The 23,032-nt window shown below is 69.2% G+C and carries 18 protein-coding genes and 1 pseudogene; 11 read left to right on the top strand and 8 right to left on the bottom strand.

The features are described from left to right. Window positions 1-4 precede the first annotated feature (4 nt). Window positions 5-1,321: a hypothetical protein gene (locus KRR26_RS02455; protein WP_217079016.1), complete on the top strand. Its 1,317-nt coding sequence runs from the start codon at window positions 5-7 to the stop codon at window positions 1,319-1,321. Next, a complete protein-coding gene (locus tag KRR26_RS02450) occupies window positions 1,318-1,872 on the top strand; it encodes a hypothetical protein (protein WP_217079015.1) in 555 nt (184 codons plus the stop codon). The genes KRR26_RS02455 and KRR26_RS02450 overlap by 4 nt, the downstream gene beginning before the upstream one ends. 64 nt (window positions 1,873-1,936) lie before the next feature. Here the strand turns inward: KRR26_RS02450 and KRR26_RS02445 are convergent, their stop codons facing one another. Next, window positions 1,937-2,581 (bottom strand): DUF3332 domain-containing protein, encoded by a 645-nt coding sequence (locus KRR26_RS02445; protein ID WP_321202802.1) that lies wholly within the window; start codon window positions 2,579-2,581, stop codon window positions 1,937-1,939. A 144-nt stretch (window positions 2,582-2,725) separates the two neighbouring features. Between KRR26_RS02445 and KRR26_RS02440 the strand changes: the two genes are divergently transcribed. Continuing rightward, complete coding sequence (locus KRR26_RS02440; RefSeq protein ID WP_233577460.1) at window positions 2,726-3,535, top strand: M15 family metallopeptidase; 810 nt, start codon at window positions 2,726-2,728, stop codon at window positions 3,533-3,535. An 8-nt stretch (window positions 3,536-3,543) separates the two neighbouring features. Here KRR26_RS02440 and KRR26_RS02435 read toward each other — a convergent pair whose 3' ends face one another. Then, window positions 3,544-4,908: a sigma 54-interacting transcriptional regulator gene (locus KRR26_RS02435; RefSeq protein ID WP_120210140.1), complete on the bottom strand. Its 1,365-nt coding sequence runs from the start codon at window positions 4,906-4,908 to the stop codon at window positions 3,544-3,546. A gap of 125 nt (window positions 4,909-5,033) precedes the next feature. Between KRR26_RS02435 and KRR26_RS02430 the strand changes: the two genes are divergently transcribed. Continuing rightward, window positions 5,034-7,712 carry an amidohydrolase family protein gene (locus tag KRR26_RS02430; RefSeq protein ID WP_120210141.1) on the top strand — a complete coding sequence of 893 codons (2,679 nt, stop codon included), beginning with the start codon at window positions 5,034-5,036 and terminating at the stop codon, window positions 7,710-7,712. 3 nt (window positions 7,713-7,715) lie between these two features. On the opposite strand, the gene KRR26_RS02425 is transcribed toward KRR26_RS02430, so the two are convergent. Continuing rightward, window positions 7,716-9,383 carry a hypothetical protein gene (locus tag KRR26_RS02425; protein WP_217079014.1) on the bottom strand — a complete coding sequence of 556 codons (1,668 nt, stop codon included), beginning with the start codon at window positions 9,381-9,383 and terminating at the stop codon, window positions 7,716-7,718. A 206-nt stretch (window positions 9,384-9,589) separates the two neighbouring features. Between KRR26_RS02425 and KRR26_RS02420 the strand changes: the two genes are divergently transcribed. From KRR26_RS02420 to KRR26_RS02410, 3 genes are all read left to right on the top strand, one after another. Beyond that, window positions 9,590-10,288, top strand: coding sequence for a class I SAM-dependent methyltransferase (locus KRR26_RS02420; protein ID WP_120210143.1), 699 nt, complete (start codon window positions 9,590-9,592; stop codon window positions 10,286-10,288). A gap of 195 nt (window positions 10,289-10,483) precedes the next feature. Further along, complete coding sequence (locus KRR26_RS02415) at window positions 10,484-11,521, top strand: DUF2169 family type VI secretion system accessory protein (RefSeq protein ID WP_328707045.1); 1,038 nt, start codon at window positions 10,484-10,486, stop codon at window positions 11,519-11,521. 471 nt (window positions 11,522-11,992) lie between these two features. Continuing rightward, on the top strand, window positions 11,993-13,144 hold the full coding sequence (locus KRR26_RS02410) for a PAAR-like domain-containing protein (RefSeq protein ID WP_217079013.1): 1,152 nt from the start codon (window positions 11,993-11,995) through the stop codon (window positions 13,142-13,144). Between the two features lie 780 nt (window positions 13,145-13,924). On the opposite strand, the pseudogene KRR26_RS36615 reads toward KRR26_RS02410, so the two are convergent. Together KRR26_RS36615 and KRR26_RS36610 are read right to left on the bottom strand one after the other, a co-directional pair. Beyond that, window positions 13,925-14,218, bottom strand: a pseudogene (locus KRR26_RS36615) (winged helix-turn-helix domain-containing protein); the annotation flags it as partial. 227 nt (window positions 14,219-14,445) lie between these two features. Further along, window positions 14,446-14,730, bottom strand: a complete 285-nt coding sequence (locus KRR26_RS36610; protein ID WP_236068179.1) for a hypothetical protein — start codon at window positions 14,728-14,730, stop codon at window positions 14,446-14,448. Between the two features lie 33 nt (window positions 14,731-14,763). On the opposite strand from KRR26_RS36610, the gene KRR26_RS36605 reads away from it, so the two are divergent. The 3 genes from KRR26_RS36605 to KRR26_RS36600 are packed head-to-tail and all read left to right on the top strand — an operon-like array spanning window position 14,764 to window position 17,243. Further along, window positions 14,764-15,339: a hypothetical protein gene (locus KRR26_RS36605; RefSeq protein ID WP_236068178.1), complete on the top strand. Its 576-nt coding sequence runs from the start codon at window positions 14,764-14,766 to the stop codon at window positions 15,337-15,339. A gap of 12 nt (window positions 15,340-15,351) precedes the next feature. Continuing rightward, on the top strand, window positions 15,352-16,506 hold the full coding sequence (locus KRR26_RS02395) for a PAAR-like domain-containing protein (protein ID WP_217079012.1): 1,155 nt from the start codon (window positions 15,352-15,354) through the stop codon (window positions 16,504-16,506). Beyond that, complete coding sequence (locus KRR26_RS36600) at window positions 16,488-17,243, top strand: SMI1/KNR4 family protein (RefSeq protein WP_236068177.1); 756 nt, start codon at window positions 16,488-16,490, stop codon at window positions 17,241-17,243. The genes KRR26_RS02395 and KRR26_RS36600 overlap by 19 nt, the downstream gene beginning before the upstream one ends. 48 nt (window positions 17,244-17,291) lie before the next feature. Here the strand turns inward: KRR26_RS36600 and KRR26_RS02385 are convergent, their stop codons facing one another. Together KRR26_RS02385 and KRR26_RS02380 are read right to left on the bottom strand one after the other, a co-directional pair. Next, window positions 17,292-17,987 carry a response regulator transcription factor gene (locus KRR26_RS02385; RefSeq protein ID WP_120210285.1) on the bottom strand — a complete coding sequence of 232 codons (696 nt, stop codon included), beginning with the start codon at window positions 17,985-17,987 and terminating at the stop codon, window positions 17,292-17,294. Continuing rightward, the gene (locus tag KRR26_RS02380; RefSeq protein WP_120210286.1) at window positions 17,984-19,516 is read right to left on the bottom strand and encodes a sensor histidine kinase; all 1,533 of its coding nucleotides are present in this window, start codon (window positions 19,514-19,516) and stop codon (window positions 17,984-17,986) included. Before KRR26_RS02380 ends, KRR26_RS02385 begins: the two co-directional genes overlap by 4 nt. 248 nt (window positions 19,517-19,764) lie before the next feature. On the opposite strand from KRR26_RS02380, the gene KRR26_RS02375 reads away from it, so the two are divergent. Beyond that, window positions 19,765-21,789 (top strand): c-type cytochrome, encoded by a 2,025-nt coding sequence (locus tag KRR26_RS02375; RefSeq protein ID WP_217079011.1) that lies wholly within the window; start codon window positions 19,765-19,767, stop codon window positions 21,787-21,789. On the opposite strand, the gene KRR26_RS02370 is transcribed toward KRR26_RS02375, so the two are convergent. Beyond that, the gene (locus tag KRR26_RS02370) at window positions 21,740-22,924 is read right to left on the bottom strand and encodes a winged helix DNA-binding domain-containing protein (protein ID WP_120210288.1); all 1,185 of its coding nucleotides are present in this window, start codon (window positions 22,922-22,924) and stop codon (window positions 21,740-21,742) included. The genes KRR26_RS02375 and KRR26_RS02370 overlap by 50 nt on opposite strands. Window positions 22,925-23,032: the final 108 nt, after the last annotated feature.

Genomic DNA, 23,032 nt, shown 5'->3' with positions numbered 1-23,032 from the left:
GCACATGAGACGGCACGCCTATGCGCTGTGCCTGGCGCTCGCGCTGGGGTGTGGCAACGACAAGCCGGCCAACCCGGATGGGGGGCCGAAGCCCGGGGAGGACCCGAACGCGGGCTCTCCCTTCGTGCGGCTCACCGTCGACTCCGACCCCAGCGAGCTGCACCGCATCTCGTCCATCGCGCTGGCGGTGGGGCCCGAGAACCGCATCGGCGTGGCGTACTTCGCCAAGCTGAACGACAAGGACTTCCAGCTGCGCTACCGCGAGGTGCGTGACGGCCAGGTGCAGAGCACCTTCGAGCCCATCGCCACGGTGCAGCGCGTGTTCGGCGTGTCGCTGTCGTTCGGGCCGGATGGTCAGCCCGTCGTGGCGTACCTGGGCGGCGGGAGCGACGGGTCCGTGCTCTGGCTGCAGAGCGACATGGCGCTGTCGTACCGCGGCGCCCAGGGCACGTGGACGGAGCGCATCGCGGTGCGCCGGGGCGACGAAGCCAAGGTGAACAGCCCCGTCAGCGACACGGGCCTGCTGGTGGGGCTCAACCCCGCGCTCGTGTTCTCGGGCTCGGAGGCCATCGTGGCGTACCGCGATGGACACGACGGCCAGTTCCCGCAGCAGGACTGGGCGGGCAGTGACCTGGAGGTGGCCACCGGTGGCCCCACCACGTGGCAGCACCGCGTGGTCGCCGCGGGCGGTGACACCAAGAAGGCCTACGGTGGCCACATCAACATGGTCATGGCGGGCGGCCAGCCGGCGCTCGTGAGCGACCAGGCCTATGGTGGACCGGACGCCACGGGCCAGAACGTGTTGTTCCAGCGGCGCAACGCGGATGGCGCCACGTGGTCCGCGCCGCTGCAGGTCCAGACGGTGGGCAACACGCAGCTCGGCGCCTCGCTGGCGTATGACGCGCAGGAGGGCTTTGGCATCGCGGTGGTGGACCGCAACTCGGACCGCCTCACGTATACGGAGTGCGCCGGCACCACGGCGACGAAGTGCACGGTGCCGGGAGACTGGTCGCTGCCGTTCCCCGTGTACCAGGCGGGCTCGGGCGGCTGGTACCCGTCGCTCGCGTTCGACCCCACCACGCACGAGCCGGCCATCGCGTTCCACGTCTGCTCGCAGGAGGCGGGCCGCAACGAGACGAGCTGCACGCCCGCGGATGATCAGCTCCTCATCTCCACGCGCATCTCGGGCACGTGGCGCGAGGTGCTGGTGGACAGCGCGGGCGGCTGGTCTCCCAAGCTGGCGTTCCTGTCGTCGGGCAAGCGCGTGGTGCTCTATCGCGTGCCGTCCTCGGGCACCCTCACGCTCGCGGTGGAGCGATGACGCGCGGAGGCCGGGGGCTTTTGTCCCTGGGGCTCGCGGGCCTGGCGTGCGCGGCGGGCATCCTCGCGTGTGGACGCGGGGACAACTCCTTGTCGGGCAGCGTGTCGGAGCTGTTCCCCACGGGCGACGTGTCGCGCGTGGAGGTGCGCCGCAACGCCGAGGCCTTCCAGGTCAGCTACTTCCGCAACAACGGCATGGATGTGGACCTGGTGGCGCGCCTCACGGTGGACACCGAGGGCCTGGACCTCAAGCCGGGCGCCAAGCTCCCACTGGGCGGGATGACGCCCTCGGGCAAGGACCGCGCGTCGGTGGTGCACGTGGCGGCGGGCGAGCCCGCGCGCGCGTTCGGCCCCGTGGAGCGCGGCGACCTGGTGCTGGACAGGGGCGGCAACCCGGGCGAGGCCACCTCGGGTGACTTCTCCCTGTCGTTCCGCAAGGGAGATGCCTACGGCGCGGGACGCAGCCTGGAGGGCACCTTCTCCGCCACCGCGCTCGACGCGGGCTTCGGCCCCGAGACGGGCGAGGTGAAGACGCCTCCCGCACAACCCTGAGCCGCGGGGCGACGCGCGGAGCCCCTCTCACGGGGCTCCGCGGTCGGTCTGCGCGGCGGGGCTTTCAGCGCGCCGTGCAGGTGTTGAGCGCCACGGCCTGCGAGGCCAGCGGGGCCTGGTGCGTGGCGTACTGGGCCAGGGCCTCGGCGCCGCCCTGGAGGAAGAGCTGTCGCGCGGTGTCCACGGCGTCGCGCGCGTGCACGGTGAGCGCGGTGCCCTCGGCGTTGGTCACCACCACCGCGCCATCCTGCTGCTCCTGTGCGCGGATGAGCAGGGCGCCACTGTCGTCGCGCGCGACCATGCCGTCCTCGAGCGGCTCGAAGTAGCGCACCACCGGCGCTTGTCCCTCGCGGCGCAGCTCCATGCGCATCACGCCCGTGTCCACGTCGCGCGACATCTCCAGCGTGTCCGTGTCGTTGAGCCGCACGATGCGCGTGTTGCCGTCCGGGCTGTCCGCGCTGCCCACGACCTTGTCACCGGACCAGAACTCGATGCTGTTGACGACGAGCGCGTCCGCGAGCGTGCCCAGCTCGTAGACCGGGACGATGACGAAGACGAGGAAGATGAGCCACTGGACGAACTTGTTCCCGGACACGTCCTTGTTGAACTGCCAGATCTTCCGGGTCAGGCCGAACGACCCAAAGCATCCCGTGGCCTGCAGCGCCAGGAAGCCCGCAACCGTCACTCCGAGCCAGCGAGATCGACGCATCTTCATCCTCCTTGGATGGGGGGCTGACAGCGAATCCCGTCTCACCATGCCACGAGGGTTCAGCCGACTGGGCGGGTTTTGAAGAGATGTCCGATGCCTGCCATTGGGTCCCCCTCCGCGCCTGGGGGTGAGAAGATGCCGCCCGTGCCCATCCCCCTTCGGCTTCCGCGTCTCGCGCTGCTCGTCCTCGCCGCCTCCTCGTCCGCTGCCTGGGCCTCCGAGCCCGACGCGGGGAGCGCCGCCCCGCCGCCTGGGCTCGCGTGCCTGGCGAAGTGGTACCCGGGGGTGCGGCCCGTTCAAGAGGAAGGCGGGCGCTGGGGCTTCCAGCTCGCGGCGGGGGGGCCCACGTATGCGTTCGACGACGGGCGGGTGAAGTCGTTCGACGAGCGCCTGGAGTCACCGGACCTGGAGGACGCGCTGTCGCTGCCGTACCGCGCCGGGCCGGTGGTGCCGGTGACGGGCGTGAATGAGGACCCGGGCCGCATCCGGTTCGATCCGCTGTTCCATGCCACCTACGGCGCCTCGGCCGAGCAGGTGCGCGCGGCGCTGGTGCCGGTGGTCTTCGCGGGCACGACGCTCAAGGTCCACGCGAAGGTGGCGCCCGCGTTCCGCCGCGTGGCCGAGCGCGTGGAGGCGCTGCTCGCGGCCGACGCGTCGCTGCGCCCGTTCGTGAGCAAGGTGGGCGGCACGTTCAACTGGCGGACCATCGCCAACACGAAGCGCCAGAGCGCGCATTCCTACGGCGTGTCGCTCGACCTGAACGTGGCGCGCTCGCACTACTGGGAATGGCAGAAGCCCAAGGAGCCGGTGCGCTGGGCCAACGCCATTCCCCAGGTGCTCGTGGACGCCTTCGAGGCGGAGGGCTTCATCTGGGGTGGGCGCTGGTACCACTACGACACGATGCACTTCGAGTACCGGCCGGAGCTGTTGGATCCGGCGTGCCGCGCGCCCTGAGGCCTGCGTCAGTCGCTCTCGCTCTGCACCAGCCCGTACTTGTGCAGGAGCGAGTACAGGTGCTTGCGATCCAACTCGGCCTCGCGCGCGGCGCGGGCGATGTTGCCCCGGGCGCGGCCCAGCAGGCGCGTGAGGTACTCGCGCTCGAAGGCGCGCACCAGGTCGTCCTTGCAGACCTTGAAGGGGCCGGTGAACTCCACCGCGAGCGAGTCGCCCTCCGCGGCCGGCACGTCGCGGGTGAACTCGCGCAGCAGGCTGTCTCCCGCCAGCTCCGGGATGTCCACCATGTGACGGGCGCGCTCCAGGGCGTTGCGCAGCTCGCGCACGTTGCCCGGCCACGTGTGCCCGAGGAACTGCTCGCGAATCTTCTCCGGCAGCCGCGCCCAGAGGCCCTCGCCGGCGAAGGCCTCCACCAGCAGCGGGATGTCCTCCTTGCGGTCGCGCAGGGATGGCAGCACGACGGTGAAGACGGACAGGCGGAAGTAGAGGTCCTCGCGGAAGCGGCCGGCCTGCGTCTCCGCCCACAGGTCCTTCTTGCTGGCCACGACGATGCGCGCGTTGAAGGAGATGGGAGACGAGGCGCCCAGGCGGCGGAACTCGCGGTCCTCGATGGCGCGCAGCAGCTTGGGCTGCAGGTCCAGCGCGAGGTCGTCGATTTCATCCAGGAACAGCGTGCCGCCGTTGGCGCGCTCCAGGCATCCGATGCGCTGGCTCACCGCGCCGGTGAACGCGCCCTTCTCGTGGCCGAACAGCTCGCTCTCGATGAGCGAGTCGGAGACGCTGGCGCAGTCGAAGACGACGAGCGGCCCGGAGGCGCGCGGGCTCAACTTGTGGATGGCCTTGGCGCCCGCGCCCTTGCCCGAGCCCGTCTCGCCCACCAGCAGCACGGTGGAGTCCGTGGGCGCGATGCGCTGGAGCAGCGCGAAAATCTGCCGCATGGGAACGCTGCGGCCCACCAGGTCGCCCAGCCGGTCCTCCACCGTGGGCTCCACCTGCACGGGCGCCATCTGCGGGCTGAAGCGCAGGCGCACGTCACCCACCTCCAACAGCGCGCCGGGGCGCAGGTACGCCTCGCGCACCTGGGCGCCGTCGAGGAACGTGCCGTTGGTGGACCCGAGGTCCTGCACGAGGAAGCGGTCTCCCTGGCGCTGCACGACGAGGTGATTGCGGCTCACCGTGGGGTGGTCGATGACGACGTCGTTGTCGGACGACTTGCCCACGCGCAGCGCTTCATTCGCGAGCGGATAGACAGTGCCGGCGCGCTCGGTGTCGAGGAGCACGAGGTGGAACTGCTGTGCGGACAGCCGCTCCCCCTGTGCCCGTGTGCCGACGACCGTGTGCGTGGGGATGGGGGACGGAGGAAGGGGGGGCATGAACGGGTTCGCATTCTAGACGGCTTCGCGCCGCGTGGTGATTTCCTGCGCCCCTGCGTCGTGGTCGCCCCGTTGCCAGGCAGGCGCGGGCCGTGGCCTGGGTGCTCGTGCTACGACCGACCGCCATGATGAAGCGCTCCTGCCTGCTGCTCCTCGTGACGGCCTGCGCGACCGTCCCGCCCACGCTCCCGGACTCCAAGGAACTGCGCGAACCCGCCGCGCCCCTCCGGACGTGGACGCAACCTCGGGCCGTGGTGGTGCGTCACGCCACGGTGATGCCGGCCTCGGGGCCAGCCATCGCGGATGGCGCGGTGGCGTTCGTGGCGGGGAGGCTCGTCGCGGTGGGCCCGAACGCCGAGGTGCGCTCGCCGCCCGGCGCCGAGGAGGTGGATGGCACGGGGATGTACGTCACCCCGGGCATCATCGACGCGCACAGCCACCTGGGCGTCTACTCCATGCCGACCACCTTCGGCACCGATGACGGCAACGAGGCCACCGCCCCCGTCACCGCCGAGGTCTCCGCCGAGCACTCCTTCTGGCCGCAGGATCCAGGCCTGCGCCGGGCCGCGGCGGGCGGAATCACCTCCCTGCTGGTGCTGCCCGGCAGCGCCAACCTGATTGGCGGGCGCGGCTTCCCGGTGAAGTTGCACTTCGGGCGCTCCGCCGCCGAGATGCGCTTCCCGGGCGCGCGCGACGCGCTGAAGATGGCGTGCGGCGAGAATCCTCGGAACACATACGGTCTGGAGCGGAAGGTGGCGCCCTCGACCCGGATGGGGAACGTGGCGGGCTACCGGCAGGCCTTCGCGCAGGCGCGCGAGTACCTGGACAAGTGGGACGACTGGCGCCGCAAGCATGAGAAGCAGGGCGAGGACGCGGGGCCCGCGCCGCTGCGAGACCTCAAGTTGGAGACGCTGGCGGAGGTCTTGCGCGGCCACATCCTGGTGCAGAACCACTGCTACCGCGCGGACGAGATGGCCGTGATGCTCCAGGTGGCGAAGGAGGCGGGCTTCCAGATTCGCGCCTTCCACCACGGCTTGGAGGCCTACAAGCTGCGAGACACGCTGGCGCGCGAGCAGGTGGCGGTGGCCACCTGGGCGGACTGGTGGGGCTACAAGATGGAGGCGTGGGACGGCATCCCGGAGAACGCGGGGCTGGTGTCCCAGGCGGGGGGCCGGGCCGTCATCCACTCGGACTCGGGCCTGGGCATCCAGCGGCTCAATCAAGAGGCCGCCAAGGCCCTGTGGCGCGCGCGCGAGTCGGGCATCCCCGTCTCCGAGGAAGAGGCGCTGCGCTGGGTGACGCTCCACCCCGCGTGGGTGATGGGCGTGGATGACGTCACCGGCTCGCTGGAGCCCGGGAAGATGGCGGACGTGGTGCTGTGGCGAGGACACCCGCTGAGTGTCTACGCGCGGGCGGAGCGCGTCTGGGCGGACGGCGTCGTCACGTTTGACGCCGCCACGGGCCCGGTGGACGACAGCGACTTCGAGGTGGGCGCGCTGTCCGAGGCCATCGGTCACCTGGTGGCGCGGCCCGCGTCCGCGCCCACGCTCGCGGCGCTGGGGCTGACGGCGCGCTGCGAGGCGGGCCAGGACGCCCCGTGCTCGCGGCCGCTGGCGGTGGAGTCGGGGGCCTGCACGGTGTTCCGCGGCGTGACGGCCTTCACGGGCGCGGAGTGGCTGCGCGACACCACGGTGGTGGTGGACGGCGGCAAGGTGGCGCGCGTGGGCGCGGGCGTCTCGGTGCCGGCGGGATGCCGCGAGGTGGAGGGGAAGGGCCGGGTGCTGACACCGGGCTTCGTGGAGCCGTTCACCGGGCTGGGCCTGGTGGAGGTGCTGAACGAGGAGTCGACGCAGGACGTGAGCCCGCGCGGCGACGCGGCGAAGAAGGACCTGCGCGCGGCGCTCCAGGTGAGCGACAGCCTCAACCCCGCCTCGGCGGCGTTCCCGGTGGCGCGCCTGGGAGGCGTGACGAGCGTGGTGTCGGTGCCCGCGGGCGGACTGGTGGCGGGGCAGAGCGCCGCGGTGGACACGGACGGGCGGCTGCGCCGCGCGTCGCTGGCCCTGCACGTGAACCTGGGCCTGTCGGGGCGCAACGCGGTCTCGGGCTCGCGCGCCATGGTCCTGGAGCGGCTGCGCGAAGTCTTGTTCGACGCGCGCGAGTACGGTCGGCGCAAGGCGGAGTTCGACGCGCGCCGACTGCGCGAGCTGGCGGCGAGCCGGTTGGACCTGGAGGCGTTGCAGCCGGTGCTCGCGGGCTCGATGCCGGTGGTGGTGCGCGCCGACCGTGAGTCGGACATCCGCGCGGCGCTGTCACTCGCGCGCGAGTACAACCTGAAGCTCGTGCTGGCCGGAGGCGGCGAGGCGTGGCGGGTGGCGCCGGAGCTGGCCGCGGCCAGGGTCTCCGTCATCCTCCATCCCACGCAGAACCTGCCCGAGGACTTCGATCGGCTGAGCAGCCGGCAGGACGCGGCGGCGCTGCTGACCCAGGCCGGGGTGAAGGTCCTCGTCTCGGGGATGGGCGAGCCCGGCATGGTGCGCACGCTGGCGCAGGAGGCGGGCAACGCGGTGGCCTGGGGCCTGCCGCACACCGAGGCCCTGCGCGCGATGACGGCCAACGTGGCCGACGCGTTCAACCTGGACGTCGGCCGGATTGCGCCGGGCACCACGGCGGACGTGGTGCTCTGGAACGGAGATCCGCTGGAGGTGTCCAGCCGCCCGCTGGGCATGTGGCTCGCGGGGCGGCAGGTGTCGCTGGTGAGCCGGCAGCAGGCCTTGCTGGAGAAGTACCGGACCTTGCCCCGGTAGCGCTCACTCGCCGGTGTAGATGCCGAGGGCGCCGGGGACCACGCGCCCATCGGTGCCCACGTAGCCCGCGAAGCCCACGAGCACCTTCCGGTTGGAACTGGAGCGGTCCATCTGGATGTCCGCCACGCTGCCGAAGACGAACTGCCGCCCCAGCGTGGCGTCTCCATACGGAATCGCCGAGCCGCCCTTCAGGCGGGTGATGCCGCCCCACCAGTTGCCACCGGCCCACACGCTGCCGTCCCAGGGGTCCACCGCGACGGCGGACGTGGGGGCCATGGAGGGTTTGCCTCGGGCCGCGGGCGTGTAGTTGATGAGCTGGCTCGTCACGGTGCCTTGGAGCTGGCCGCTCGGGCTGAGCCGCGCGAGGCCGTGGACGAACGAGGCCACCCAGACGTCGCCGTTGTCGGCCATGGACATCGCGGAGACGTGGTCGTCCACGCGGTCCGCCTCGGTGGGGTAGGGCCAGCTCTCGCCCTGGACGTGGTCCTGCCAGATGTCGATGCGGTTGGACACGTAGGGCGCGTTCTCGGTCTGCTTCTGCGCCTCCCAGTAATTGTTCGCGTTGGAGCCGTAATAGAAGCGCGTCGAGCGGATCTGCCCGCCGAAGAACACGTCGCTGTTCGCGGTGATGGCCACGCCGAAGTAGCGGTCCGTCAAGAGCACGTCGCCGCCGTTGGCGGTGCTGCCGTTGATGGCCGGGTGCACGTGCTCCAGCACGCCCGTGCAGACGTAGTCCCAGCGGAAGCCCGGCTGGGTGTACGGGCGCGGATCGAAGCACCACGAAGGCACATGCCCGTCGAACTCGGCGTCGCCCCGCGCGAAGCCGTGGTTGCCGCCGAACCACACGCTGCTCGTCTTGGGGTCATACGCGATGCGGTAGATGGTGCAGAGCTTCTCGCGCCCGCGCATCTCCACCGCGATTCGATTGGGCCCCGTGTGGATGTCGTAGTGCACCACGCGCAGCGTGCCGTCCTGCTGGAGCGAGACCTTGTCCGCGTCGCCGCTCTTGTAGACGCTCGCGTCGGGTGGGCGGCCCTCGTTGTCCGCCTGGTCCCATTCGTCCTCGCACGTGGGCTTGCCCTTCGCCACGGGCTTGCCCTCGTAGCCCACGAACACCGTGCCCGACTTGCCGCCCGCCACGGAGATGACCTTGAGGTACTTGTCCCCTGGCGGCGGTCCGCCCTTGCCGTCGCGCATGAGGCCGTAGGGGTGCAGTCCGTCCGCCATCGTGAAGTGGCGGAGGGTGGTCTCGCCCCTCTTCAGCAGGAAGAGCCCCTCCTCGCCGCCCGCCACCCAGATGTTGCCGCCCTGGTCGGAGGACACCGCGAAGACGAAGCGCGGCCCGCCTTGCTGCGGCCCGTAGAACTGCCAGCCCGGCGTCGTGGGGAGGGTGAGCACCACGTCGGGAGGCCCCGCGTCTGGAGTGCCCGCATCCGTCCCCGCGTCGGGAGGGCCGGCATCTGGAGTGCCCGCGTCGTCCCCCGCGTCCGGAATCGAGTCGCCGCCGTCCCCAAGGTCGGTCCCCGAGTCCGGAGGCCCGGGTTCTCCCGTGGGGTCCGTGGAAGCGTCATCCGCTCCCTGCGCCGGATGGCCTCCGCTCGAACCGCACCCCGCCAGCCACATCGCGCTCGCCATGACGAGCGCATGGGTCGCTCTCCATCCCCGCTTCATAGGCCGCCCATCCCCCAGGAGGAAAAGTCGGGCACTCGTAGGGAGGCCCGCTTCCGCATCCGTGGCCTCGCAAGCCCGATGCCAGGGAATCCGGGAGTCCGGGCCGCGCGGGGCGTCCGCTCCCGGACAGGGCGTGGGCAGCCACCTTCCCATGGTGGGTACGGGAGGTCCCGGCCCGAGCCCGAACCGTGCTAGTGCCTGAGCAAATGTCTGGGAACGATGCGCGCGGGCGGACCCCGCTGTCCCTGGTGGGACAGGAGCCGGACCTTCTCTTCTATACGCGACAGGCCGCCGAGCATGGCGGGCCGGTGTTGGTGCTGGGCTCGGCCAACGGCCGGGTGCCATGGGCGCTCGCGGGGCACGGCTTCACGGTGGTGGGCGTGGACCCTTCCGAGGTGATGGTCCGCCTGTCCGAGGAGCGCCGCGGCGTCGAGTCCGACGACGTCTCCGCGCGCGCGCGCTTCCTCTCGGTGGACCCACGCGCGCTGCGCCTGGAGGAGCGCTTCCCGCTGGTGCTCGCGCCGCAGCATGCGCTCGGCCTGATGTCCACGCGCGACGACCTGGATGGCTTCCTCGCGACGGTGCGCCACCACCTGTCGCCCGGCGGGACGTTCGTCTTCGACGTGCTCAACGCGCCCCGGGAGCCGGTGCTCGCGCGCGACGAAGATGCGCCGGGCGGCGCGGTGGAACCGAAGCGTCCATTGTTCGCGCGGCATCTGCGCGAGCGGCGCGTGCCCGGCGGCGCCAGCCCCATCCGAAGGCTCAAGCTGCGCCACTTCACGCCGGACGAACTGGAGGCCGCGCTCACCGCCATCGGGCTCATCCCGCGCGAGCGCTACGGCCGCTTCGACGGCAAACCGTTCGATCTGGAAGACAGCCGCTACCTCGGTGTCGCGGGGCTGTGAGCCCCACGGCCCTTCGATGCCTCGCGGCTGCGCCCATCCCCAGACACTGCGGCTCCTTGCTGCCTTCGAGGAGGCAACCTCCTCGGAGTCCGTCTGGGCTCCCTGTGCAGTGTTTGGGAATTGACGAATGCTGGCTCCTCCCTGCCAAGTCCTCTCAGCGTCGGTCGCGCAAGCCTTCCTGAGCAGTCTTTGACAGTGGCGGTGGCGCTCCCTAACGTCACCTTCATGTGGGGGGTAAAGAATCGCACGGCCCTCGCGGTCGAGCGCAATTGGACTCGTGACAAGCACGGAGTCCACTGGTGGCTTGTCGCGGTCCGGGCCACGTTTGCCATTTCGCCGGAGGGAAGGCTACTGCTCGCAGATGCGCAGCGGCCGCCGGTCTTGGCGCCCGAGTACTTTGGCGAGCCAGGTCAATCGAGCTTGCGCTACGACTCCGAGCTGCTCGCGGCAAAGCCAGGAACGGACATCCTGGTCAACGCGCATGCGCATGCCCCGCGCGGGGCTCCTGCCCGAATGGTGCCGGTCTCGCTTCGTGTGGGGCGGCTCTGCAAGGAACTGCTTGTTCATGGCGAGCGCCGGTATGAGGCGGGCTGGCGTGGCGTGAGCATGACACCGCCGCGGCCCTTCACCACGCAGCCGATTCGTTATGAATTCGCCTTCGGGGGAAGGGATGGCGCCGCGCGTGATCCGCGAGAGCATCGGCTTGATGAGCGGAACCCGATCGGTCGTGGCTTCTGTGTCCGGGTGGCGCATGTGGACGGAAAGCCTGCCCACTCCATTGAGTATCCCCGTGGCGCGCCCTCGGAAATGGGACCGGCTGGATTTGGCCCCATCGACGCGGCCTGGCTGCCGCGACGCAAGCTCGCGGGGACGTATGACGCGCGGTGGGCGCAATCGAAGAAACCGTTGCTACCGGATGACTTCGATGCGGCGTTCGCGCTGAGTGCCCCCACGGACCAGCGACTCGGGACCTCCCTGGTGGGGGCTGAGCGTGTCGAGCTCCTGAACATGACGCCCGATGGCGCCCTGTGCTTCGAGCTTCCGCGCATCTCGCTCGGATTCGAGACCCGCATCGGGACGAGACGCGAGCAGCACGGCGCTCGCCTGGTCACGGTCCTGGTGGAGCCTGAAGACAGACGCCTCTCGTTGGTATGGCAGAGCGCTCTGCGCGTCCGTGCGTCGGAGGCGGACTATCTCGACGAGACGGTGGTCGTTGAGGAGGGGAGTCCATGATGAGCGCCCCTGTCGACATTGTGGCCGTTGCCGCACGGACACCCGTGGAGCTCTCGACGGAGAGCAGTGCGGCGGCCGTGCGGGCTGGCATCTCTCGCTACGCTGAGTATCTGGGCGGAAGGCTGGATGTGTTGTTTTCGCTCCCGGAGACCCGTCCGGGGTTCTCGGAGGCGGACGCGGTCTGGCTCGCGGCCTCCGTGGCCGCGCGAATTCAGCGAAAGGCGCCCCACGCGCGTGTCGAGAGCACGGGGCGAGGGAATGCTGGCGTCATTCGCGCCGTCGAGCGAGTCCTGCGGGTGCTCGCTGAGCGCGGGGACGGCCTGGTGAGCGCTCGGGAGCATCCTGGCGATTCGTGCGTTCGCGCGCGGGTATGCGCGAGGGCCGCGTGCGCTGGTGATGGGAGGTTCTGATTCCGGGCTGCGGGGCGCCATGCTCCTGCAAGCGCCGCAGGTGTCATGAGGAGTCACTTCGATGCCGAAGGTCTCAGTGAATGCGCCCAAGACTCCGGTGACAGAAGGGTCCGACGGGCTCGCCGCGGCCACGTTGCCGAACATGTGCAAGATGCCAGGACCGCCGGCTCCGTTCGTGCCGACGCCACTGCCCAATATTGGCAAGAGCGGGACGGAGCCGAAGAACTACTCAAAGAGCGTCACGATTGAAGGCAAGAAGGTCGCGATTCGTGGCGCCACCTTCGGCTCCGTGGGGGACGTGGCCAGCAAGGGGACTGGAGGAGGAGTGGTCTCCGCGAACGTGGAAGGCCCCACGCGCTTCGCGGGCCCTGGGTCCATGGATGTGAAGATTGAGGGGAAGAACGTCCAGTTGCTAGGCGACCCGATGTTGAACAACTGTGGACCGAGCGGGAGTCCGGCGAACTCGGCGACGATGATGGGAGTGCTCCAGACGAGCGGTCGGGTCACGGTGGTCGACGGGAAAGAGCCGTGCCCGCTGTGTGAGGGGCAGCACGGCGCATTGGAGGAGACGCAGGAAACGAAGGTGGATGCCTCGGCCCTGGCCGCGAAGCTCGAGGCGATGGTCAACGCCAGGAAGGGGCGCCGCCTGGTCACGATGCTGGGCGTGGTCCAGTGCAAGTGTGGAAAGAAATACGCGGACCAATCCGCCGTGACACTGCGGGAGTTCAGCGAAGCCGTGACGCAGCTGGGGTGGCATGCGCCCGAGGGTTCTCTCTCAATCGATGTCCCGGATGTAGAGGGCGCGGTCTACGCCGCGACGCGTGCTCAGGTGCTGTCCTTCCTGGTGACCCATTGGGGGGAAACGCAGGTGGGCCCCATTTGGGACCTGGCGGAGGCCCGTGCGAAGAAGAGCGACAACGATCGCTCGAGGCCTGCTGCCTACCCACCGGGGACCTGTGCTGCCCAGAAGACCCTCGCGCTCGTTCTTGAGGCGGGTGCCTACCCAGGTGGACTCACGGAACGGTGGTTTCATAGCAAGAGAAAGCCAACAGCCGCCCCTATAGAGTTCTTTGATGAGGGAAAAGGGAAGGTGGACGAGAAACGCTTCGAGCATGACTCGACGGTTCCTCCGTGTCGGTCCTGCGAGCTCATCATTCCGTTGATGCTTTGTCCTGGCGACAAGAAGGAGGAGACGTGCTCGCACAAGATTTAGAGCCTGAAATGGAGGCGTTGCTCCTGCGAGTCGTACCTGGGCTCTCGGAGCAGTGGCATGGAGCCTCATCCGACGAGGTTGACCGAATCGAGCGGATTGCAGGCCGGCCACTCCCCGCCTTCTATCGCTGGTTCCTGTCTCGGATGGGGCAAAGCATGGGGCCACTGACCTACCCGAGGCTCGACTTCTCCGCGCGGCGCGTATTGGCCTGTTACTCGGATCGGTTGATTGCAGCGCATCCTCGGTTCCTGTTTATCGCGGAGTCGTCTGATGAGTTGATGCCGCTCCACCTCTTCTTCGACCTCGACGCGCCAGCCCGAGCAGATGCGCGGGTCACGAAGCGACATGCCCGAGGCGGTGAGCTTCACGACCAGTTCGAGACATTGCGAGAGATGTTGGCGTGGGGGGCCCTCTCACGCTTCAGGGTTGAGAGGATGCCGCAACAGTGCGAGGGCACCTTCGTTAGCAACGAGCCCGATGTGCTGTCTCAGCTCGCGCCCCTCTTGAGTGATCTGGGATTCGCGGAACCGGTTCCCGTAGGGCCGTTCTGCGGGCTGTACGAGCGGTCCGATGCGGTCATGATCTGCAGCAGCGCTTTGCGGGACAGCCCCGGTGGTTCTCAGTCCTTCATGATTGGAGGTAGCGACGCAGGGGCTCTCAGGAAGCTCCTCGGAGCCATTGCTACGGAGGCGTCACTGAAGGTCAAAGTCTATGAATGGACTCCGGCCCTTCGGTGAGTGCCAGATGCCTGGCCCTCACCTGGAGGGTGAGCCCCGCGGCTCAGCGCTCGAAGCGGTAGCCCAGGCCGCGCACGGTGAGGAAGTAGCGGGGTGCCTCGGGGTCTGGCTCGAACTTGAGGCGCAGCTGGCGCATGAAGTTGTCCACCGTGCGCGCGCTGCCCTCGTAGTTGTAGCCCCACGCGCCGGACAGCAGCTCCTCGCGAGTGAAGGTGCGGCCCGGGTGCGCCAGGAAGTGGGCCAGCAGCTCGAACTCCCGCGCGGTGAGCTCCACGGGCTGGCCATCACGCGCCACCGTGCGCAGGCCGAGGTCCACCTTCACGTCTCCGAACGTCACGCTCTGCGCGTTCGTGCGTCGGAGGCGGACTACCTCGACGAGACAGTGGTCGTTGAGGAGGGGAGTCCATGATGAGCGCCCCTGTCGACATCGTGGCCGTTGCCGCACGGACACCCGTGGGACTCTCGGCGGAGAGCAGTGCGGCGGCCGTGCGGGCTGGCATCTCTCGCTACGCTGAGTATCCCTTCGTGGATGTGCGCGGAACCCCTGTCATCGTTGCCGCCGACTCACTTCTCGGGCGCGGACTTGAAGGACGCGAGCGCCTGTTGCCCATGGTCGAGGGCGTCCTGGAGGAACTCGAGGCCAAGCTCGAGCCGAAGGTCTTCTTGGGGGGCAGGCTCGAGGTATTGCTCTCGCTTCCGGAAACCCGCCCGGGTTTTTCGGAGGAGGACGCCGTCTGGCTCGCTGACGCTGTGGCTGCGCGCTTCCGGGAAAAGACGCGCCATGCGCGTGTCGAGATCGCGGGGCGTGGACACGCTGGCGCCATTCGCGCCGTCGAGCGAGTGCTGCAAGTGGGCTCCGAGCGCGGAAATGGTCTGTTTCTGGTGCTGGGTGCCGATAGCTATCTCCACGCGGAGACGTTTGCGTGGTTGGAGCGCAACCGCCGCTTCGCACAGCCCGGAGTCCGCAGTGGATTCACGCCCGGCGAGGGCGTGGGGGCCCTGGAGCTGATGAGCCCAGGGCTGCGCCGTCGCCTGCATCTCCCGCGGTTGGCCGCAGTGCGAGGAGCGAGCACGGCGCAGGAGCAGCTCCTGCGCGACAGTGACACGGGCTCGCTGGGCGTGGGGATGACCCGCGCTGTTCAAGGCGCGGTCTCGGGGCTCGAGCTTCCTCGCGAGGGCGCCGACGTCGTGTATGCGGACCTCAATGGCGAGCGCTACCGGAGTGAGGAGTGGGGGTTCGTCGCGCTGCGTGCCCCGTCGGCGTGGAAGTCAGCGGGGTACAAGGCCCCCAGTGATTGCTGGGGGGATGTGGGCGCCGCGTTCGGAGCGCTCGGGAGCATCCTGGCGATTCGTGCGTTCGCGCGCGGGTATGCGCGAGGGCCGCGTGCGCTGGTGATGGCAGGTTCTGATTCCGGGCTGCGGGGCGCCATGGTGCTGCAAGCGCCGCAGGTGTCATGAGGAGACATTCCGATGCCGAAGGTCTCAGTGAATGCGCCCAAGACTCCGGTGACAGAAGAGTCCGACGGGCTCGCCGCGGCCACGTTGCCGAACATGTGCAAGATGCCAGGACCGCCGGCTCCGTTCGTGCCGACGCCACTGCCCAATATTGGCAAGAGCGGGACGGAGCCGAAGAACTACTCAAAGAGCGTCACGATTGAAGGCAAGAAGGTCGCGATTCGTGGCGCCACCTTCGGCTCCGTGGGGGACGTGGCCAGCAAGGGGACTGGAGGAGGAGTGGTCTCCGCGAACGTGGAAGGCCCCACGCGCTTCGCGGGCCCTGGGTCCATGGATGTGAAGATTGAGGGGAAGAACGTCCAGTTGCTAGGCGACCCGATGTTGAACAACTGTGGACCGAGCGGGAGTCCGGCGAACTCGGCGACGATGATGGGAGTGCTCCAGACGAGCGGTCGGGTCACGGTGGTCGACGGGAAAGAGCCGTGCCCGCTGTGTGAGGGGCAGCACGGCGCATTGGAGGAGACGCAGGAAACGAAGGTGGATGCCTCGGCCCTGGCCGCGAAGCTCGAGGTCATGGTCAACGCCAGGAAGGGGCGCCGCCTGGTAACGATGCTGGGCGTGGTCCAGTGCAAGTGTGGAAAGAAGAGAAAATATGCGGATCAGTCGGGTGTGACACTTCTGGAGTTCAGCGAAGCCGTTGCCGACCTGGAATGGGTCGCGCCTGATGGTGCCCTCTCAATCGATGTCCGGGACGTGGGGGACGAGGTCTACACCGCGACGCGTGCACGGTTGCTGGCCTTCCTTCGCGCGCGTTGCGGGGAGTCCCCGGTGAAGTCAATTTGGGACTTGGCGGATGCCCGTGCTGAAAAGAGCGACCGCAATCGCTCTGGACCTGCTGCCTATCCGCCGGGAACCTGTGCTGCCCAGAAGGCCCTCATGCTCGCTCTGGTTGATGGTGCCTACCCAGGTGGACTCACGGAGCGGTGGTTTCATAGCGCGAGAAAACCCACGGCCGCCCCGATACGGTTCTTCGATGAGAGCCTGGGGAAGGTGGCTGTGAGGCCCTTTGACGAGGGCAAGACGGTTCCTCCGTGTCAGTCTTGCGAACTCATCGTCCCATTGATGCTGTGCCCCGGTGACAAGGAGGAGAAATGCCAGCACAAGATTTAGAGCCTGAGATGGAGGCGTTTCTCCTTCGAGTCGTACCAGGCCTCGCGGAACAGTGGTTTGGGGCCGAACCCGAAGCGATTGACCAGATTGAGCGGATTGCGGGCCGGCCCTTGCCTCCCTTCTATCGCTGGTTCCTGTCTCGAATGGGGCAAAGCATGGGGCAGTTGGCCTATCCGCGGCTCGACTTCTCCTCGCGGCGCGTGCTGGCCTGTTACTCGGATCGACTCATTGCAGTGCATCCCCGGTTCTTGTTTGTCGCGGAGTCGTCCGATGAGTTGATGCCGTTGCATCTCTTCTACGACCTCGATGCACCAGCCCGAGAAGATGCGCGAGTCACGATGCGATATGCGCACGGCGGTGAACCGCATGACCGGTTCGAGACGCTGCGAGAAATGTTGGCGTGGGGGGCTCTCTTGAGCTTCGGGGTTGAGAAGATGCCTCAACAGTGTGAGGGCACCTTCTCTTGCAACACTCCGGATGTGCCGTCTCAGCTTGCACCTCTCTTACGCCGCCTTGGGTTCACGGAACCGGTTCCCGTAGGGCCGTTCTGCGGGCTGTACGAGCGACCCGATGCGGTCATGGTCTGCAAGAGCGCATTGCGAGACGGGCCCGTCGACACTCAAGCCTTCATGTTCGGAGGCAGCGACGCAGGGGCTCTCAGGAAGCTCCTCGGGGCCATCGCAATGGAGACCTCAGTGGAGGTCAAAGTCTATGAATGGACTCCGGCCCTTCGGTGAGTGCCAGATGCCTGGCCCTCACCTGGAGGGTGAGCCCCGCGGTTCAACTCAGCGCTCGAAGCGGTAGCCCAGGCCGCGCACGGTGAGGAAGTAGCGGGGTGCCTCGGGGTCTGGCTCGAACTTGAGGCGCAGCTGGCGCATGAAGTTGTCCACCGTGCGCGCGCTGCCTTCGTAGTTGTAGCCCCACGCGCCGGACAGCAGCTCCTCGCGAGTGAAGGTGCGGCCCGGGTGCGCCAGGAAGTGGGCCAGCAGTTTGAACTCCTGCGCGGTGAGCTCCACGGGCTGGCCATCACGGGCCACCGTGCGCAGGCCGAGGTCCACCTTCACGTCTCCGAACGTCACGCTCGGAGCGGCGGGCGTACCTCCATAGCGGCGGCGCAGCACGGCCTTGATGCGCGCCAGCAGCTCCTGCAACCCGAACGGCTTCACCACGTAGTCGTCCGCGCCCAGGTTGAGCCCGAGAATCTTGTCCGTCTCCATGCTCCGAGCGGACAGCACCACCACGGGCGTGTCCCGGCCGCGCTGGCGCAGCTCGCGGATGACCTCGTAGCCGTTCAACTCCGGCAACATCAGGTCCAACACCATCAGGTCCGGCGCCTCGTCCAGCGCGCGAGCCAGGCCCGTGCGCCCGTCCTGGGCCTGGAGGACCTCGTAGCCCTCGAAGCGCAGGTTCATGGACAGGCCGGTGAGGATGGACAGGTCGTCCTCCACCACCAGGATGCGCTGTGTCTTCTCCTCGCTCATGCCTTGCTCACCGGCAGGTGAATGGTGAAGCGGCTGCCCTTGCCCACCTCGCTGCGCACGGTGATGCGGCCGCCGTGCGCCTCCACGATGCGCTTGGAGATGGCGAGTCCCAGGCCACTGCCCTCGGTCTTTCGCGTCAGCAGGTTATCCACCCGGTAGAAGCGCTCGAAGATGCGGCGGCGCTCCTTGGAAGCGATTCCCACGCCATTGTCCTCCACGGACAGCTCCACCCACTTGCGGCTCTGGTGCACCGTGAGCCGGATGCGCCGGTCCGAGGGGCCACTGTACTTGTAGGCGTTCTGAAGCAGGTTGAGCAGCGCGCCCGCCACCGCGTCGCGGTCCATCTCCACGCGGGGCAGCGACACCGGCGCATCCACGCGCAGGTCCATGCCGCCCTCCAGCCGCTGCGCGCGAAACGCTTGCAGCGCCATGTCCATCGCCTCGGACACGGGCCGAGGCTCGCGCTGGTACACCTTGCGCCCGCTCTCGATGCGCGCCCAGTCGAGCACCCGCTCGATGAGGTTGGACAGGCGCTCGGTCTCTTGCGTGAGCAGGTTCAACACCTCCTGCGTCTGCTTCGGGTCCTTCACTCGACCTTGGGCGAGCGTCTCGATGAACATCCGGATGGACGTGAGCGGCGTGCGCAGCTCGTGGCTCACCAGCGACACGAAGTCCGTCTTCATGCGCGACAGCCGGGCCTCGCGGTACAACACGCGCGCCGTGTAGACGACGCCGAAGGTGAGCGTCAGATAGAACAGGCCCAGGAGCACGCCGTACACCGCTCGGTTGCGCGTGGAGGCGCGCGCCACGGGGTCCTCGCCGGTGGGCAGCACCACCAGGCGGAAGTCCTGCAGCGGCGAGGGCAGCACCCGCTCGGCGAGCACCGGCGGCCCCAGCGCGTTCTGCCGCGCCTGCGCCACCTCGGACATGAGCCGGTTCACCAGCCCGCCTTCGCCCGCGTCACGCGGCACCGGCAACAGCGCGAAGCGCACTGGCTCCGAGTTGCTCACCCGCCGGTCCGCCTTGTCCGACAGCAGCTCCTCCACGGCTCGCCCGGACAGCCGCACGCCGCGCGCCCCGTTGCCCTCGCGCTCGGCGGCCAGCAGCACCGCCCGGCCTCCGGCCGACAGCGAGAAGACCGTGGGGCGAGTGGGCAGCGCGCCCACCTCGGGCACCAGGGTGATCAGGGACTCGGCGAGCTGAGGGTCCAGCGTGCTCACCTTGCCATCCACCACGTGGAAGGTGCTGTCCGGGTCGGAGAGGACTTCTCCGTTGGGGAGCGCGAAGCGCAAGAGGCCGCCGCCCAGCTCCTCCAAGCGCCCGGACTCCATGGCGAGCGGTAACTCCTGGGAGAGCGTCTCGAGGGTGCCCCGCCACGCGGCCTCCAGACGCTTCTCCACCGCGGCGCGCTCGTTGATGATGGCCACCACGCCGAAGCCGGACAGGCCGGCGGACGGCAGGACGACCAGCAGGAGCAGCAGCGCGAAGGTGCGCCGGAAGCTGAGGATGACGGGCGCTTGGCGGGACACGACTCCCCTCCTTTACACGGCCCGGCCGTCCCATGCTCGCGACGTTTCACCCAGCGGACGCGTGGCACTGTCCGCCACCCGGACGCTCGGTGTGGAAGAAATCGACTTTCGGAGCCGGGATGAGCGAGCATGGGGGGCCTCGGGAGGGTGAGCGATCAGGGCCGGCCGCCTCTCCTCGGCAGGACAGCAGCCATGCGTCGGGCAGGGAGGCACCCCCCGCGCCGCGCGAGGCCGCGAAGGAGCGTCACATGAAGCGTCACCTGCGGACCGCGGCGATGGTGGCGGTGCTGGGCCTGGCGGGATGTGGAGAGCGGCGGGTGGAGGCCACGTGGAGCAATGCCTCTGGCTCCGTGGCGCTCAGCCGGGATGACTCGCTCGTCTACGTGGTGGACGCGGACAACGGCATCCTCGCCGTGGTGGACGCCGCGCGCCGCGAGAAGGTGGGCGAGGTGAAGGTCGGCCTTCGCCCCGAGCGCGTGGTGGTGGGGCCGGATGACACGGTCTACGTCTCCAACCGCGCCGAGCGCAGCGTCTCCGTCGTCCGCCGAGGCGAGTGGACGGAGGCCGCGCGCATCCCGGTGTCCGTGGAGCCCACGGGCCTCTCGGTGTCTCCCGACGGCGACACGCTCTACGTGGTGAACAGCACCGCGCTGGACTCCACCGCGCACGGCACGCTCACCGCCATCGACACGCGCTCGCTGGCGACGCGCTGGGAGCTTCCCGTGGGTGAGGAGCCGCGGGGCATCGCGCTCCTGGACGAGGGCCGGCGCGCGGTCCTCTCGCTGTTCCGCCAGGGCGACGTGGTGTCCGTGGACCTGTCGGACGCGGAGCGCCCCCGCCTGACGCGCGAGGGGACGGACCTGCTGGCGCGCGCCAATCGGGTTCGCGCGAACGCCTCTGACCCGGGCTCGGACACGACCATGCCGGGAGGGGTGGGCTCCGTGCCGCACTCCTTCCGCGCGCGTGGCATGGCGGACGTGGTCTCCACGCCGGACGGGCGGCGCCTCTTTGCTCCGATGATGTGGGCGCGCGCGGACCCCCTGGTGTCGGCCACGCCCACGCCCAATCAGGGCGGTGGCTCGCTGTATGGCGGCGGCACTCCGTGCAATGCCACGGGCGGCGGCGTCGTCACCCCGGGCCTCATCACCTTCGAGTCGGATGACGCGCGGCCGGTGGTGGATGAGCTGAACCACTGCGGCCCGCCGCCGGGCGAGACCCCGGACTTCCCGCCGACGATGGTGACCTCCCCGCAGTTCGGCAATCCCATCCAGGGCCCGGCGGCCGCGGTGGTGGACCCCTCGGGCTCGTGGCTGTTCCTGGTGAACCGCGAGACGGACAACGTCGCCATCCTCCCCACGAACCGGCGGACGGGCGACGACCTGTCGACGAACTCGAACAGCTCGGTGCGGCAGCTGCTCCCGGTAGGCTCGGGGCCCACGGGCATCGCCATCACCCGGGACGGCAAGCGGGCCTACGTCTACAACGCGTTTGACCACACGCTCAGCACGCTGGTGAGCGGCGGCACGGAGAGCGACGCCAACGTGCGCGAGGAGGGGCCTCGGCTGGCGCTCGCGGGCGAGCTGCTGGCGCCGGAGGTGGTCGCGGGTCGTCGCCTGTTCTTCTCCGCGCTGGACTCGCGGATGACCAGCCCCACGGTGAGCGTGTCGTGCGGCTCGTGTCACCTGGAGGGGCGCGAGGACGGCCACGTGTGGGGCTTCCCGGATGGGCCGCGGCAGACGCCCAGCCTCGCGGGCCGCATGACCACGTCCACCAGCCCGTTCCACTGGAGCGGCGAGTTCCCCACGCTGCGCGAGTTCATGAACGCCACCGTGCGCCAGCGCATGGGCGGCAGCTCGCTGGACGCCACGCTGGTGGCGCAGCTCGGTGGATTCATCGACACGATTCCCGCGGCGGACAACCCCTACAAGCACGCGGCGCCCAGCGCGGCGCAGGCGCGAGGGGCCCAAGTGTTCCTCAAGGCGGGCTGCGGCACGTGCCACGAGGGCGCCGCGTTGACCAACAACAAGAACGCCAACGTGGGCACGTTCGTGACGGTGGGGCTCGTCCGTGACGACGCGAAGGTCATCAGCGCCGGACTCAACACGCCCTCGCTGTTGGGCCTGGCACGCACGGCGCCGTACCTGCACGACGGCAGCGCGGCGACGCTCCGCGAGCGTCTGGAGCAGGGCCGCACGACCAACGCGCACGGACAGACGGCGGACCTCAACTCCGCCGAGCTGGACGACCTCGTGGAGTACTTGCAGACGCTTTAGGCTGGGGCGGCGCGGAGCGCTTCTCCGCGCCGAACCGCACGTCCTGAGCCGGAGCGTCCCCGGCGAGGAACGCGAGCAGCTTCGCGCCCTCGTCCGCGAGGGCCGTTCGGTCCGAAGCCGTCAAGGGACGGAACGGCAGGATGTGCAGCGTGGCGGCGGTGCGTTGGCGCTCCAGCTTCCAGGTCCCCTCGACGAAGCCGTCCACCAGGATGAGTCCGGGCACGATGCCGTTGAGGGTCGCGATGCGCGAGCGGTCCTCCGCGGAGATGACCCGCGAGCGGTCCTCGTGCGAGAGCGTCAGGTTGTCGAACTCGGCGATGAATCGCACCGGAGCAGGGGTGTCCTCATCGGGGCGGGGCGCATCGGGGAGGTCGAGCAGCTCGTCGCCGTGCTCGTCGTGAAAGACACGGAGCTGGGGTTTGAGCCGCTCGGTGACCTCGCGCAGTCGCGTCAACCCGGACCAGAGCTGGACGTCCTTGACGGTCGCGGGCCCGAAGGCGGCCAGATAGCGCAGCACCAGGGCGTCCGGCGCGGTGTCCGTGCCCAGGGGCTGTCCGAGCCACGCCTCGACGGACGTGACCTGGGCCTGTCCGCTGCCGCCCCAGAGTCCTCGGGGGGGCACCTGCACGGAGGGGACCCAGGTGCGGATGGCCTGGGCGAGCGCCGTGGGCTCCGCGTTCGGCCAGCGCTCCGCCAGCTTCGCGCCCTGCTCGGCGAGGGTGAGCGGGCGCTCCTCGATGAGCGCGCGTCCGGCCGCCATGAGCTCGGCGGCGTCGATGCCCGCGATGCCCTTGCCGTGGCGGCTCCCAAGCATGGCCCGCTCCAGGAAGCCCTGGAGCACGGGGCGCAGCGCCAGGCAGTCCCGCGAGGAGACCAGGTGGATGGTGCTGCGCATCATCACGATGCGCACCACCTGCCGCGCGAGGACGAGCTGTGACAGCTCGTCCTGCGTGAAGCGCTCCAGCCGTGTCCACAGCCCCACGTAGGGAGGATTGGGTACCTGGGCCTGCATGCCCACGAGGTGCTCGATGGTCTCCAGCGCGGAGCGCCGCGCACGCCGCAACAGCAACTGCCGAGCGAGCAGCGCGCGATTGAGCGCGCGGGGGCCCATCACTCCGGAGTTCCGCTTCACCATTCCCGTTCCCAGTCCCCGTCACTGACGCACACCGCCGCCAGCGACGGAGACATATCCGTATCGCCCTCTTCCTGACAGCAGGCTGTCAGCATTCCGTCGGGACGTGGG

The sequence above is a fragment of the Citreicoccus inhibens genome (genome assembly GCF_019039035.1).
Classification (GTDB): domain Bacteria; phylum Myxococcota; class Myxococcia; order Myxococcales; family Myxococcaceae; genus Citreicoccus; species Citreicoccus inhibens.
This window is presented reverse-complemented; position numbering and strand designations above follow the sequence as displayed.